General features: G+C 58.3%; 14 protein-coding genes. 8 read left to right on the plus strand and 6 right to left on the minus strand.

The window, feature by feature from the left end; genetic code table 11:
* Nucleotides 1–106: 106 nt before the first annotated feature.
* Nucleotides 107–541 carry a hypothetical protein gene (locus AC2TAD_RS02535; RefSeq protein WP_170752621.1) on the plus strand — a complete coding sequence of 145 codons (435 nt, stop codon included), beginning with the start codon at nucleotides 107–109 and terminating at the stop codon, nucleotides 539–541.
* Here AC2TAD_RS02535 and AC2TAD_RS02540 read toward each other — a convergent pair.
* From AC2TAD_RS02540 to AC2TAD_RS02555, 4 genes are all read right to left on the minus strand, one after another.
* Nucleotides 538–1,113: a DUF924 family protein gene (locus tag AC2TAD_RS02540; protein ID WP_170354496.1), complete on the minus strand. Its 576-nt coding sequence runs from the start codon at nucleotides 1,111–1,113 to the stop codon at nucleotides 538–540. The two genes, AC2TAD_RS02535 and AC2TAD_RS02540, sit on opposite strands and share 4 nt — an antisense overlap.
* 109 nt (nucleotides 1,114–1,222) lie before the next feature.
* Nucleotides 1,223–2,506, minus strand: a complete 1,284-nt coding sequence (locus AC2TAD_RS02545) for an MFS transporter (RefSeq protein ID WP_170354497.1) — start codon at nucleotides 2,504–2,506, stop codon at nucleotides 1,223–1,225.
* Between the two features lie 109 nt (nucleotides 2,507–2,615).
* Nucleotides 2,616–3,665: a tRNA preQ1(34) S-adenosylmethionine ribosyltransferase-isomerase QueA gene (gene queA, locus AC2TAD_RS02550; RefSeq protein ID WP_480865770.1), complete on the minus strand. Its 1,050-nt coding sequence runs from the start codon at nucleotides 3,663–3,665 to the stop codon at nucleotides 2,616–2,618.
* Between the two features lie 44 nt (nucleotides 3,666–3,709).
* On the minus strand, nucleotides 3,710–7,099 hold the full coding sequence (locus AC2TAD_RS02555; RefSeq protein WP_480865772.1) for a YhdP family protein: 3,390 nt from the start codon (nucleotides 7,097–7,099) through the stop codon (nucleotides 3,710–3,712).
* Nucleotides 7,100–7,167: 68 nt separating this feature from the next.
* Between AC2TAD_RS02555 and AC2TAD_RS02560 the strand changes: the two genes are divergently transcribed.
* From AC2TAD_RS02560 to aqpZ, 6 genes are all read left to right on the plus strand, one after another.
* The gene (locus AC2TAD_RS02560) at nucleotides 7,168–7,629 is read left to right on the plus strand and encodes a peroxiredoxin (RefSeq protein ID WP_170354500.1); all 462 of its coding nucleotides are present in this window, start codon (nucleotides 7,168–7,170) and stop codon (nucleotides 7,627–7,629) included.
* An 83-nt stretch (nucleotides 7,630–7,712) separates the two neighbouring features.
* Entirely contained in the window at nucleotides 7,713–8,528 is an 816-nt protein-coding gene (locus tag AC2TAD_RS02565; protein WP_480866641.1) for a ferritin-like domain-containing protein, read from the plus strand.
* A gap of 181 nt (nucleotides 8,529–8,709) precedes the next feature.
* Nucleotides 8,710–10,032 (plus strand): DUF5930 domain-containing protein, encoded by a 1,323-nt coding sequence (locus tag AC2TAD_RS02570; protein ID WP_170354501.1) that lies wholly within the window; start codon nucleotides 8,710–8,712, stop codon nucleotides 10,030–10,032.
* Nucleotides 10,022–10,522: a bactofilin family protein gene (locus AC2TAD_RS02575; protein WP_170354502.1), complete on the plus strand. Its 501-nt coding sequence runs from the start codon at nucleotides 10,022–10,024 to the stop codon at nucleotides 10,520–10,522. The genes AC2TAD_RS02570 and AC2TAD_RS02575 overlap by 11 nt, the downstream gene beginning before the upstream one ends.
* Nucleotides 10,523–10,611: 89 nt before the next feature.
* Nucleotides 10,612–11,421, plus strand: a complete 810-nt coding sequence (locus AC2TAD_RS02580; protein WP_480865774.1) for a M90 family metallopeptidase — start codon at nucleotides 10,612–10,614, stop codon at nucleotides 11,419–11,421.
* A 66-nt stretch (nucleotides 11,422–11,487) separates the two neighbouring features.
* A complete protein-coding gene (gene aqpZ, locus AC2TAD_RS02585) occupies nucleotides 11,488–12,174 on the plus strand; it encodes an aquaporin Z (RefSeq protein WP_170354504.1) in 687 nt (228 codons plus the stop codon).
* Nucleotides 12,175–12,222: 48 nt separating this feature from the next.
* On the opposite strand, the gene AC2TAD_RS02590 is transcribed toward aqpZ, so the two are convergent.
* Nucleotides 12,223–12,771, minus strand: a complete 549-nt coding sequence (locus AC2TAD_RS02590) for a peptidylprolyl isomerase (RefSeq protein WP_480865776.1) — start codon at nucleotides 12,769–12,771, stop codon at nucleotides 12,223–12,225.
* On the minus strand, nucleotides 12,764–13,270 hold the full coding sequence (locus AC2TAD_RS02595; RefSeq protein ID WP_170354506.1) for a peptidylprolyl isomerase: 507 nt from the start codon (nucleotides 13,268–13,270) through the stop codon (nucleotides 12,764–12,766). The genes AC2TAD_RS02590 and AC2TAD_RS02595 overlap by 8 nt, the downstream gene beginning before the upstream one ends.
* Nucleotides 13,271–13,402: 132 nt before the next feature.
* On the opposite strand from AC2TAD_RS02595, the gene AC2TAD_RS02600 reads away from it, so the two are divergent.
* On the plus strand, nucleotides 13,403–14,593 hold the full coding sequence (locus AC2TAD_RS02600; protein WP_480865779.1) for a phosphoglycerate kinase: 1,191 nt from the start codon (nucleotides 13,403–13,405) through the stop codon (nucleotides 14,591–14,593).
* Nucleotides 14,594–14,631: the final 38 nt, after the last annotated feature.

Consider the following 14,631-nt stretch of genomic DNA (forward strand, 5'->3'; position numbering starts at 1 on the left):
CATCGCGCATTTTTCAGCCTATACCGCACAGTTGCTAATGGCTAGAACATAGATACCGGGGCAACCCGACCCATTATTTTTTCACGACGAATTGGAATGACTTATCATGGCCAGAACACTCTCCGACCTGTTGCTTGCTATGTTGAACGCAACGCTGATCCTGGTGGCTTTGTGTCTGTTTTTGGGCTGGAAACTAGCATCGACCGTCGAAGGCGTCACGACAGCCTTCGCAGAGAACCTTCACATCGTTGCCCCGCTTAAAGACGAGGTTCAGGGCGTGCGCGGAGAATTGACGGCCTTGCGCAGCGAGCTTTCCTCGCTGCGAGACAATACAATCCTTTTCGACAGCGCCACAGCGCAACAGATTTCAGCGGCACTAGGTAAACTCGACGGGCTCGAAACTAAACTGCAAGCAGCTCAGACACGCATCGCAGACCTGACCGAAGCACCGGATGAGCTGATACAAACCGCTATTACAACCACGGCCGACGTTGCCGCCGACCGAATTATCGCTATCCGTGGGTGCGTACCGGGTAGTTAACCAGCAGCCTGCAATTCCCGCACCGTCGCCCCATAGCCACCCATGTCCACATAGGCTGCTTCGTGTTCGGTCATGGGGCGCGACAGCGCCTCGTTCCTATAAGGGAAACGACCGAATTGGCGGATCACCTCACGATGGGCTCGGGCGTGCAACAGATTGCTGGCGTCGCCTTGGATGTTTTGACACATCAGTCGCACACAGCGTTCCTGATCACACAGGTTCTCAGAGTGCATCAGTGGCAGATAAAAGAACTGCCTGGCGGGTTCGTCGATCCTAAGATCCCAACCCTTGTCGACGGCACACTTCGCGGCCGACAACGCCGCACGATCAGACGCAAACGCCTTGGCGCTGCCTCGGAACATGTTGCGCGGAAACTGATCCATCAGAATGATGTAGGCCAGCGCGCCGCTGGGATAGGTAAGCCAAAGTGAGAACTTGCCCTCATTCGCGGCTTCCCACGTGGTCAGGAATTTTTCCCGGATTTCAGCATCCAGTGCCTCATCCTGCAGATACCAACCCTTGGGGCCGACTTCATCCAACCAAAAACTCAGTACGTCTTCAGGCCCTGCCATTGCCCTTAACTCCGTATGTTCGCCTCCCCAGGGACGTAACGTCATTTAAGGGCGTTTTACAGATTTGTGACAGTAACATATTGCAACATTTGCGCAATAATTCCGTGTTTTAGGCAACATTCTGCGTATCCTGCTCGGCCTCTGCCGCTTCCTCGGCAGCTTCGATGGCTACTTCCTGCGCGACCTCGAAGGCAACGGGCGAGGATGTTGGATAGATCGGAGACATTGTACCGGTCTCGTCGACGGGAATCGCAGCGCGCTGTGTCATGCGGTACATCGCATAAACAGCCGTCATGGCCAGCAACGCAGCAATGATCAGGAAAAAGCCCGGCGGTCCCAAGACTTTGTCCCCCATCAACCAACCTGTAATCAGCGGCCCCGAGATTGCGCCCATACCGTTAATGAACACCAGCCCTCCGGACGCAGCTGCCATATCTTCATGCTCCAGAAAGTCGTTCGTATGGGCGATCAGCATCGAGTAAAGCGGGTTAGACATGCCGCCAATGACAAAAGCCGAGACCAACAGGATCGGGAATGACACGCCGAACAGCATGCCACAGACCGCCCCGGCAGCCCCAGTGATCGCCACCAGCATGATCAGAAATCGCCTGTCCATCCGGTCCGAGAACCATCCCAGAGGGTATTGCAGCAGCACCGCTCCGACATAGAACGCAGCCACGAAGGTCGAGATTTCGGCCAACGACAAACCCGCCCGCGCGCCATAGACCGAAGCCATGCCAAACTGCGCCGAGAACACGCCGCCCAGAAGGAACATCCCAACACATCCCAACGGAGATTTCCCCATCAACTCGCGCAGGGTCATCGGTTTGGTGGTATCGAAGGCCGGTGTCGGCGAGATCGACAGCAGGATCGGTGCAAAAGAAACCGAAACCAGAATCGAGGCGATCACGAACGTCTCATAGCCGGACGGGTCACCAATCAGAACAAGCCCCTGCGCCGAGATGATCCCGGTCATCTGCACAATCATGTAAAGCGACAGTGCTTGCCCGCGGTTTTCGTTGTTGGCCGCGTTGTTCAGCCAGCTTTCAGCGGTGACATACACGCCAGAAAAGCAAAACCCGATCACCACCCGGCCCAGAATCCACGCAATCTCGTTGGTGAGCAGTGGATACATGATCATCACTGCCGAAATGAATGAGGCCAGCGCAGCAAAGACACGGACATGTCCGACGCGCCGGATCATCTCGGGCGCAAGGCGGGATCCGCCGAGGAATCCCACGAAATAGGCCGACATCACGAATGACATTTGGAGGGTCGAAAACCCCTCGATCTCGCCACGGACACCGAGGATCGTCCCCTGCAGGCCGTTGCCGATCATAAGAAGACCCATCCCAAGAAGAAGCGCCCATGCGCTGGAAAGGACCTGAATCATTGGGGCCTCCGAATTGTGCCGACCTGACGTTTAGGTTCGTTTTGATATGAAAGCGGGTATCCGTCGTGTTTGTCTACGACATTACGATGACGTGATCCCGACACTTACGTCACTTTGGGACCAGCAGCGACGCATCCCCATACGAGAAGAAGCGATATTTCTGTTCAATCGCATGGGCATAGACGTCGCGCATCCGATCTTGCCCCATCAATGCCGATACCAGCATCAACAATGTTGATTTCGGCAAGTGAAAGTTCGTCATCAACGCGTCGGTCACGTTGAACTGAAATCCTGGGTAGATGAAAATGTCTGTCTCACCTTCCCATGCCTGAATGTCGCCACCGCGCGCCGCGCTTTCGATCAGTCGTAAAGCCGTTGTGCCGACCGGGATCACCCGGCCACCAGCAGCCTTGGTGTCACGGATTTCTTGCGCGGCCGCTTCGCTGACCCGGCCCCATTCCGCATGCATCTTGTGAGTTGTTACATCCTCGACCTTGACCGGCAGGAAAGTCCCCGCCCCGACATGCAATGTAACATGAGTGATCGCCACGCCCCGCGCTTGAAGTTCCTGCATCACCGCCGAGTCGAAGTGCAACGATGCCGTAGGGGCCGCGACTGCGCCAGAATTGCGCGCCCAGATGGTTTGATAGTCGGTCTTGTCCTGTTCATCTGCCGGGCGCTTGGCAGCGATATAGGGCGGCAAAGGCATCGCTCCGGCCTGCTCCAGTGCGGTGTCGAAATCCTCACCCGTCAGGTTGAACCGCAGGTGGGCCTGCCCGTCTTCGACCCGGTCCAGCGTCGCGCTCAACTCATCCGAAAACCTGATATCCTCACCGGGTTTGACCTTTTTCAACGGCTTGATCAAAGCGGTCCATGTCCCGTCCGCCTGCGGCTCCAGCAGGGTCGCCTCGATCGCGGCTGAGACCGGCCCCTGCGCACTGTCCCGATGACGGCGGCCGCTCAACCGTGCGGGGATCACGCGGGTGTCGTTCAGAACAAGGCGATCTCCGGGTTGCAGCCAGTCGGGCAGATCGAAAACATGCGCATCCGAAGTCACGTCACCGTTTGCAACCAACAGACGCGCCGATGACCGAGGAGTCGCAGGCCGCGTGGCAATCAAATCTTCAGGTAGGTGGAAATCAAAATCGCTCAGTTTCATGCGCGCGCCTTACAAGGCCACAGTGGATTCAGCAACAGCCCAATTTACCGATCGCCGGACGGAGACCCAAAGGTCTTTTTCGGCTTGTCGGGTCGAACGGGTTGCGCATTCGGGCCATCTGCCACGGTCGGCGCCGGTGCACGTAACAGATTACGTAAAAACAAAGGGGCCAGACCGGACAGTGGATTGACCGACACTTTAGGCGCACTCAACGGGCCGGTCAGCGTATAGTTAAAGCCGATCACCCCTTCCCCCTTCTTGGTAAAAACACTGCCGATCGCGTTGACCAAGTAGATCGGCGAGATCGCCCCCCGCAGATTCAGAAGCCCGTTTGCCAGATCAACCGTACCGTCGAACGACAGCCCCATTGAGGGACCAACGGCGCTGCCACTTAAGACCTTGATCTCGGTCGGCGTAATGCGCATCCGACTTTCGATAGTCGAGAAAAAGATGCCTTGCCCGGCCATTTCGTCGATCAAACCGACAAGGCTGATGGCGTTCAGCAGCGCCGCCATCGCCGGAGCGTCGGTTATGCGGGTGTTCGAAATTTTCAGGTTGGCGTCGTAGTCGCTGCCGTTGCCTACTGGTTCCAATGTCATGGTCAAGGTCCCGCCGCGGGCCTGCGTAATCACCCCGGCAGATCGCAACGCCTCACCGGCATCTTCTGATGTCAATTCGACCGCGCTGCGTGCACCTCTGGGCGTGATAGTACCTCGAACCGGCGCAGCACCGTTGATACGTGCCGTGAACGCACCGGCGACGCCGCCCGTGGTTCGGAAATCGCCTTTGAAACCCGTCAGGGCGATGCTGTCTGTCACTTGCAGGCGGTCCAGTACCACATCCAAGTTAGGCCCGTTTCCAGCCCCTCCGCCACCACTGCCGCCACTTCCTCCGAAGGTGGCCGCCCCAAGATTCATCACCCCGCCCTGTACCCGGATATCGGGCACGGATGCGCCGCGGCTGACCAGTTCCGCCGGAACTGCAAGCCAGTTGCCCAGATCGAACGAGCTGAATTCGACCTTATCGAACTCACCACCCTCGCGGAACGAAATCGACGCGGTGCTGCGAAGTCCAGCCGCATCCAGTTTCAACGAGTTGACCCGCAGCTGATCGCCCAAGGTCGCGTCGAGGGTCATTGCGCCTTCGATCCGACGGCCTTTGCTCCAACCCAGTTCGGGGATCGACAGGCCCACCCCCACCAGATCAGAAGTCGCGGTGAGTTCTATGGGCTCGCCCGCGCCGATGCCCAATGTGATGTCAGCCGTCCCTTCTCCGGTCAGCATCCCTTGCGGCAGCCCGGCCTTCAACTCGGTCATCAGACGTGGAGACAGCTCGATTTCGCCTGAGAGTTCGCTGCGTTGCGGAGCTGCCCCTCCGATGGGCTGTCGCCATGTTGCATGCATTGGAACGTCGCCAAACAGGCCGTACCCTCCGATCTCGACGGCAGTCTGATCTCCGGACAGGGTCAGCCGGTCGGAGCTGACGACGAACCCCGGAACCAGACGATCGCTTTCCACGTTGTCTATGTCACCGGTAAAGTGGAACTCGGTGTCTTCGAACTTTAGCCCCTTCTTCATCGGCAGCGACAGCGTGCCTGAAAGGCTGACATCTCCTGCTGCAAGGTCTATCGGCAACCCGGCTTTACTCAGCAACTCCAGTGGCGGCAGATCCAGCAGCGACAGCGCGGCAGTGGCTTTACCCTTGGCCTTGATCCGCACAATCGCGGGCGAGTTCTTTTTAAGTGTCGTGTCAGGGATGATAAACGACGTCCCCGACGCATCCACGGCGCCACCCTGATCGGCGATCACAACGCCGCTTTCTGCCGAGGCCGTAAACCGGTTTTCCAACAAACTCACCCGCCCTTGCGCGTTCTGGATGGGCGGCAAGGTCTTGGCGTATCTTATCTTTGCGTTATCGAAACCGAACCCCAAATAGATATCTGGCTTGGTTTCAGGGCGCAGGCGCAGCGAGAGTTCTACGCCCGAAAAATCGCCTTCGTACAGGTTCTCAGACACCCACAAGCGCGGCTTAGGAGCCAGAATTTCGGGCCAATAGTTTAGCAATCGGTCCGCGGTCATATTGTCCAGATCAGCATCCAGCGCCGCCACCCATCCGTCCGGGCGACCCAGCAAGCGCCCCGAGGCCCGCAGCGTATGACCAGCTTCGACAAGCGTCATTTGCCCCAGGCGCAATTCGAAAGGCAGGAGCTTCATCTGAAAGTCCAACTCAGCTCGGGCTGATTCCAACGATTCCGGGAAAAGACCACCGGGATAGATGTCGATGTCGTTCAGTTTCAACTGAGCGGTCAGGCTCTCTAGCGTACCATCTTCGATGCCCTCCAGAAACGCTTTGCCTTCAGCTTGAACCGCCCCGAGATCCGAGACCACGGATGCTTCGTTGAAGTCCAGTACGTGCTGGCTCGGGTCATAGGTGAAATATGTACGGGCCGAGTCGAACCGTATTGGGCGCGTCTCGGGCGTCGGCTGAACTGCACCCGCACCAAGGTTCAGTGTCGCGAATAGTGGGCCCAGAGACGCCTGGTCATCGACGCTGCCACGCAAAGATCCTGAAATCGGGGCTTTCAGAACCTGCAACCACGACAGGGCGAGGCTTTGCCCCGCTATATCTTCAGCTGGTAAGTCTGTGATCGAAAACCCGAAACTCGCCTGTGGGCTGCCTAGAAGGCTTGTGTAGTTTGCCTCAATCGAACTGGCATAGTCCCGCCCCGTCAGAACCGAAAACCCCGTGGCAAGGCGCATCTCGTCCCCATCGCGCGTTACGTTGATATGACCGCCATCAAACACCCAAGCCCGTCCCAGCCGCAGGTCTTGATAATCCAACGTCAGCGATTGCAGCTCGACCGAGCGCAAACCGGACAAGATCGGTGACAAGAACACGTCATCCGATTCTTCAATCAACTCGGCCAGCGTCGGCGCTTCTTGCACCGGAGAGCTGCCGGACCCGACCGTCAGCGACAGCGCTCCGTCCTTGTTACGCGTCAGCGCGATCTGCGCATCTTGCAGGATGATGCGGCGGGGCCGGATTTGCCCACGCAGAAGGCCCCGCATTGACAGGCGCGTGCGCAGATCTCCGACCTGAGCGATCTGTTGCCCGGTCGCGTCGCTGATCGTCACGTCACTTAATTTGAGGCGAGGAAGCCACTGCTCATTGACAAAAAACGTCGCCTCTCCAAACCTGACCTTCAAACCGCCCAACGTCTGATCCAGCCGATTTTCAGCCTGAGTGCGCATCCATTGCGGCGCGTGCAACTGGTGACCGATCAGAAAGAACCAACCGGCAACAGCCAACCCACCGAGTGTCAAAGTAACGCCAAGGGTCACATAGGCGGCCAACCGACGACGCGACCTGCGACGCCGAGGTGTCTGGCTCTGGTCTGCACTTTTTTCGTCGTGCTGCACCAAATTGCTATCCACGCCTTTCAACCCGCTCGTGCCGCCCTATGATCCCGAGCAGCACATAAAAACCTTTAACGGAGTTTCCAATGCCCGACGTTACAGACATCGCCCCTGATTTCACTTTGCCCCGTGACGGCGGTGGCGAGGTCACGTTGTCGGATCTGCGCGGAGGTGCCGTCGTTTTGTTTTTCTATCCCCGTGATGATACGCCGGGCTGCACCAAGGAATCCATCGGTTTCTCGGAACAACTTCAGGCCTTTGCCGATGCCGGGGCTCACGTTTTCGGCATTTCGCGCGACAGCGTCGCCAAGCATGACAAATTCGTCGCCAAACACAGCCTGACCACACCGCTTTTGTCCGACGAAGGATCAACCGTATGCGAAGACTATGGCGTCTGGGTCGAAAAGAACATGTATGGCCGCAAGTCGATGGGGATCGAACGGTCTACATTTCTGATCGACGCCGAGGGCAAGATTGCCCGCGCTTGGCGCAAAGTCAAAGTGCCCGGTCATGTGGATGAGGTGCTTGAGGCGGTGCGCGCGCTCTGACGGCTCTTTCCTGCGGTTGCCATCCGGTTTAAGACCCGCCCAAACCTGAACGGAGCGGACCTGTGCCCAAAACACTGACCCTGATGGCAACCGAAGTTCTGACCACGGCGGATGGGCGGGCCAAGACCGCCCTGTCCAAACGCTATGCTGCCGAATGGTTCGCTGCGCGAAAAGGCGATGCACCCGAGATCAAGGTCGGTACCTCGACGCCTCCGCTACAACCGGCGCGGCCGGAACGGCCTGAACTGCTGTCTCCCCGCGAAGTACCCAAACGCAAACCTGGCACCGTAGCTGGACGGATCGCGTTGTTGCACGCAGTCGCCCATATCGAGTTGAATGCGGTTGACCTGCATTGGGACATCATTGCGCGGTTCGGTCATGTTCCCATGCCAATTGGTTTCTATGACGACTGGGTCAAATGCGCCGAAGAAGAATCGCGCCATTTCGAAATGGTTTGCGATTGCCTTGAACGCATGGGCAGTCACTATGGCGCCCTGCCCGCCCATGCCGGCATGTGGCGTGCCGCTGAAGACACGGCCGAGGATCTGATGGGGCGTCTGGCCGTTGTCCCGATGGTGCTTGAGGCGCGCGGGCTGGACGTTACGCCGGGCATGATCGACATCTTCCGCAAAGCCAACGACGACCACGCCATCGCCGCGCTTGAGGTCATCTATGCCGAAGAGGTGGGACATGTCGCCTATGGATCAAAATGGTTCCACTTTTTGTGCGGAAGAGAGAATGCAGATCCCAAGGATGTGTTTCATGAGCTTGTACGGCGCTATTTCCACGGGGTCCTTAAACCTCCGTTCAACGAGGAAAAACGCGCTGAAGCCGGGTTGCCACCCGACTTTTACTGGCCTCTGACCGAAGACCTGCCTGCGCCAGGACAAGCCCATTAAACATGCGCAAGTTGACGCTATCGGCAACTTCCCGCCTAAAACTGGCGGGAAAAAACCGGTTTCATGTGTGAACTGGTCAACAAACTTGCCCAAATCACATGTCCCCTCTATGCAGTTGCCTCAAGGGACGGAGATCACTCACAACCGGTCCCAAATTTGGGGATGGAAAGAGGGAAGACGCGTGCGAACACGTCTGGCAATCAAACTACACTCACTGCTCGAGCGGCACTTTCCGGAACGCCGGGTTTTTCTGAAATCTGACAATGATACGCGGTTTATCCGTCTCAGTTCCGAGACGCAGGTGATTGCCGTTGCGGGCGTCGCCGTCTTCGTTGGCTGGACTGCCGTCGCAACCGCAATCCTGCTGATGGACAGCATTGGATCAGGTAATTTCCGCGAGCAGGCCAAGCGGGATCAGGCAACCTATCAGGAACGTCTGAACGTACTTTCAGCCGAGCGGGATATGCGTGCCTCTGAGGCGCTAATGGCGCAGGACCGTTTCAACACGGCGCTTGAACAAATTTCGACGATGCAATCCGAGCTTCTGGCGTCGGAAAACCGCCGCCGCGAGTTGGAAACGGGCATTGAAGTCATTCAAACCACTCTGCGTGCGACGATGAAGCAGCGCGAAGACGCGCGGCTAGAGTTGGCCAGCCTCAAGCAGGAGGATGGCGCGGACGCTTACATGGCAAACGTGAGCAACCCGGCTCAGATGGATTTCATGACCCAGGCTTTGGCCCGCACGGCCTTGGAACGGGACCAGATCGCAGCCGACGCCAAGGACGCGCTTGAACAGCGTGATGACCTTGAGCTGGAAATCCGGCTCATGCAGGAACGAAGCGACGAAATTTTCCGTCAGCTGGAAGAGGCGATGGTTATCTCGGTCGAGCCGCTCGACAAGATGTTCCGTCAGGCAGGAATGCCCACAGACCGTATCATTGAAGAAGTACGGCGCGGGTACAGCGGCATGGGCGGCCCCCTAACCCCCATATCCTTCAGCACGCGCGGCGAGGAACTGACCCCCGACGAAGTCCGCGCGAATACTCTGCTGCAGCAGATGGACCAGCTGAACCTCTATCGCATTGCCGCCGAAAAGGCGCCGTTTGCAAGCCCTGTGAACGCGGTCGTGCGTTACACCAGTGGCTTCGGCACCCGCCGGGACCCCAAGACCGGTGGCCGGCGCATGCACAACGGTGCCGATTTCGCTGGTGCGCATGGAACGGATATCTTCGCGACCGCCGATGGTGTGGTCACCCATGCTGGCTGGCAATCAGGGTTCGGACGATTGGTAAAAATTAAGCATGCCTTTGGAATTGAGACACTTTATGCTCATAACACCAAGATACGCGTAAAGGTTGGTCAAAGGGTCTCGCGCGGGGATCATATTGCTGATATGGGTAGCACCGGACGGTCGACCGGCACGCATCTTCATTACGAGGTACGCGTGAATGGAAAACCTGTTAACCCAATGACTTACATCAAGGCTGCGAGAAATGTTTTCTAAGAGCAAAATCAACGAGCCCGGAACCAAAGACACAGAGGCCGCAAAACCGGCTGCCCCCGCGACGCCTGCCGCGCCTGCGCCGTCAGAAGCCAAGGCCAGCACTGCGCCCAAGCCCAAGCCCCCGGCATCGGTTCTGTCGTCAGATCTGCACATCACCGGCAACCTGAAAACATCCGGCGATATTCAGGTGGAAGGCACTGTCGAAGGTGACATTCGCGCCCATCTGCTGACCATCGGTGAAACTGCGACCATCAAGGGTGAGGTCACCGCAGATGATGTCGTGATCAACGGCCGCATCGTAGGCCGCGTGCGCGGTCTGAAAGTCCGCCTGACCTCGACCGCACGTGTCGAAGGCGACATCATCCACAAGACCATCGCGATCGAAAGCGGCGCGCATTTCGAAGGTTCGGTTCAGCGTCAGGACGACCCGCTGAACCCCGGCCGCAGCGCCAAGGGTGGTGCAAACCCGGCTGCAGAGGTCAAACAGTAAAGCAGGCTCTGCCTTATTCTATGAACGCCGCGGGGAAACCTGCGGCGTTTTTGGTTTCAAGCCCCGGCTGCGCATAGTAGTCTTTGCGAATGCTGATTTTTTTCTCGGTTCTGCTGTTGGTCATCGGCTTTTTTGCCTATCGTCATTGGTCCAAGACTCAGGCGCGCAATGCGCTGCTGGCCGCCCCGCTGTCCGATCATCAGCGTCGTGTGATCGACGCTCAGGTGCCTCTGATACGCCGCCTACCGAAAGATCTGAGGGCCAAGCTGGACGGCAAGGTCAATCTGTTCCTAGACCAGGTCCGCTTTTTTGGTTGTGACGGGCTGGACGTCACCGAAGATATGGAATTGGCCATCGCCGCACAGGCCAGTCTGTTACTGGTCAATCGGGATATCTGGTACGACAACCTGACCACCATTCTGATCTACCCCACTGCATTTAAGTCGCGTCAGCGCAGGCAGGATGGCTACGTTATCAGCGAGAAAGAGATCGTGCGCACGGGCGAAAGTTGGGATCGCGGCCCGGTGATCCTGTCTTGGACGCACAGTCAGCAAGGCGCGCTGAATGATCGCGACGGGCAGAATGTCGTGTTGCACGAGTTCGCGCATCAAGTCGACGACCTCTCGGGGGGCACAAACGGAGTGCCAATCCTCAGCAACGGTCAGAGCTTTGCAGAATGGGAACGGGTGTTCCTGAGCGCCTACGACGCGCATGTCAGCGCCGTCGAACATGGTCGACACACCGTTATCGACCCCTATGGCGCTACCGGGCATGAAGAGTTCTTTGCAGTCTCGGTCGAAGTTTTCTTCGAGCGGCCCGTCACGCTCAAGTCCGAGGCGCCCGAGGTCTACGAACAACTGGCCAAATTATTCCAACTGGACCCTGCAAGCTGGGCCTGACAGTACAGTTTCACAAAAATTCATTTTTGAATTATAGTGAACCCATTGTTTTTGGGAGGGCTTTTCATGTCATCAAAACTCATGGCCGAATTCTTCGGCACGTTCTGGCTGGTTCTGGGCGGCTGCGGCAGCGCCGTTCTGGCAGCTGGTGTGGCCGATGTGGGCATCGGCTGGCTGGGTGTATCCTTTGCCTTTGGCCTGACGGTTCTGACCATGGCCTATGCGGTCGGTCAAATCTCGGGCGGGCACTTCAACCCGGCAGTCAGTCTCGGCCTTGCGGTTGGTGGCCGGTTTTCACCAAAGCTTCTCATCCCGTATTGGATCGCTCAGGTTGCGGGCTCTGTCGCTGCCGCTGCCGTCCTATACGTGATCGTCAGCGGCGCGCCGGGTTTCGAAGGGGTCGGCAGTTTTGCCACCAACGGTTTCGATGAGGCCTCGCCACAGGGATATTCGATGGCATCGGCGCTGGTGATCGAAATCACGCTGACCGCTTTCTTCCTGTTGATCATTCTGGGTTCGACGTCGAAATTTGCGCCTGCCGGGTTTGCGCCGATTGCCATCGGGCTTGGCCTGACACTGATTCACCTGATCTCGATCCCGGTGACAAACACTTCGGTCAATCCGGCCCGATCAACCGGAGTTGCCCTGTTTGCCGAAGGCCCCGCGATGGAGCAGTTATGGCTGTTCTGGGCGGCCCCATTGGCGGGGGGCATCATTGGCGCAATCATCTGGAATGTGATCGGCGACGATTGAGCCATTCAAAGAAAAGCCCCGAAGCGCATTGCCACGGGGCCTTTTCTGTTAATCGGTCACTGTGACCTTTTTCATTACATCAGGCTGTCCGATCACTGCGCCGTTAGGTCCGTCACCACGCTTGATCGCATCGACGACGTCCATCCCGCCGGTTACCTGACCTACAACCGTGTATTGGCCGTTCAGGAACGGCCCCGGCGCAAACATGATGAAGAATTGCGAATTTGCACTGTTAGGGTCCTGGGCTCGCGCCATACCGATCACGCCACGATCATAATTGTAGTCCGAAAACTCGGCTGCCAGATCGGGACGATCCGACCCGCCTGTCCCGGCGCGGCGCAGGTCACTGCCCAGACGGCCATGTTCAACATCGCCGGTTTGCGCCATGAACCCCTCGATCACGCGGTGGAAGACCACCCCGTCATATTTGCCTTCAGCCGCCAGAGCGCTGATCTGCTCGACATGTTTCGGGGCAAGGTCATCAAACAGATCGACAGTCACGGTGCCATTGGCGCCCTCACCTTCAATCTCGATCTCAAGGCCAGTGGCCAGCGCGGGGCTGGCCAAAACGGCAAAGGCGGCGGCTAGCTTATACATCGGCCGCCACCTTGACGCTGATCATCCGGTCGGGGTTCATCGGCGGCTCGCCGCGAACAATCGCGTCTACATGCTCCATCCCGTCGATGACGCGCCCGTACACGGTGTATTGGCCATTCAGGAAGTGATTGTCCTTGAAGTTGATAAAGAACTGAGAGTTGGCTGAATCCGGGTTCTGCGACCGCGCGGCACCCAGCGTGCCCCGGTCATGCGGCAGTTTCGAAAACTCAGCCGGAACGTTGGGCAGCGACGACCCACCTGTGCCTGCCATACGGATGTTGAACCCGTCTTCCATGTCGCCGTGCTGAACGTCGCCGGTTTGCGCCATGAAACCGTCGATCACACGGTGGAAGGCCACGTTGTCATACTCACCGCCACGGGCCAGTTCCTTCATCCGGGCCGAGTGCTGAGGGGCCACGTCGGGCAGCAGCTCGATGACGACATTGCCGCCTTTGAGTTCGATGATGATGGTGTTTTCGGGATCCTTGATCTCGGCCATGAGGCCCTCCTGTCGTTTGTCTTGCGCAAATACCTATGCGGCATGGGCGTGAATGCCAAGTGACGCATTGACCTGAGGGCAAAATGCAGGAAAAGAACCGCCTAAATCGTATTTAACGGCAAGGATGGAACGATGGGCTGGAAAACGCTGGACGATATGGACCTGAACGGCAAGCGCGTGCTGGTGCGCGTGGATATCAACGTGCCGGTCGTTGACGGCGTTGTGACCGACGCCACCCGTATTCAGCGCATCGTACCCACCGTGCGCGATATCCTTGCGGCGGGCGGAAAGCCGATCCTGCTGGCGCATTTCGGCCGTCCGGGTGGCGAGCGCCGCGAGAACCTGTCGCTGAAACAGCTGATCCCCACCCTGACCACCGCTTTTGACGCAGATGTTCTGTTCGCGGCCGATTGCGTCGGGACCGAGGCCGAACTGGCCGCTGAACAACTGCAGCCCGGCCAGGTGCTGCTGTTGGAAAACACTCGCTTCCATGCGGCTGAAACCAAGAATGACGCCGATCTGGCCGCAGGTATGGCGCGTCTGGGCGATGTCTATTGCAACGACGCGTTTTCCGCCGCGCACCGCGCCCACAGCTCGACCGAGGCCATTGCCCGGCTGCTGCCCGCCTGTGCAGGTCGCCTGATGCAGGCCGAGCTTGAGGCGCTCGAGGGCGCATTGGGCGCACCGAAACGCCCGGTGACGGCCGTGGTGGGCGGGGCCAAGGTCTCGACCAAGCTGGAGCTGCTGGGCAATCTGATCACCAAGGTGGATTATCTTGTGATCGGCGGCGGCATGGCCAACACCTTCCTCGTGGCCAAAGGCGTGAATGTCGGCAAGTCCCTCGCCGAAACCGCGATGAAGGGCACCGCGGCCGAAATCATGGCCAAGGCCGACGGCGCGGGCTGCACCATCGTTCTGCCCACTGACATCGTTGTCGCCGAAAAGTTTGAGGCCGGTGCGCCGCACCAGATCCTGCCTGCGGACCAGTGTACTGACGAGGGCATGATCCTAGACGCAGGCCCCGACAGTGTCGCAGCGATCTCGGATATCTTCGACCAAAGCCAGACGCTGATATGGAACGGCCCGCTGGGCGCATTCGAGATCGAGCCCTTTGACGCCGCCACCAATGCATCCGCCCTGAAAGCCGCCGCCCTGACCCGCTCGGGTAACTTGGTATCAGTCGCTGGCGGAGGCGACACGGTCGCGGCGCTGAACGCTTCGGGTGCCGCCAAGGACTTCTCGTATATCTCGACCGCAGGCGGCGCGTTTTTGGAGTGGATGGAAGGCAAAACCCTGCCGGGCGTCGCCGCGCTGGATCAATAAAAACTCGACCTCTGACGCATTTTTGCGAATCAGGGGAT

This window comes from Ruegeria sp. HKCCD7628 (assembly GCF_057221005.1).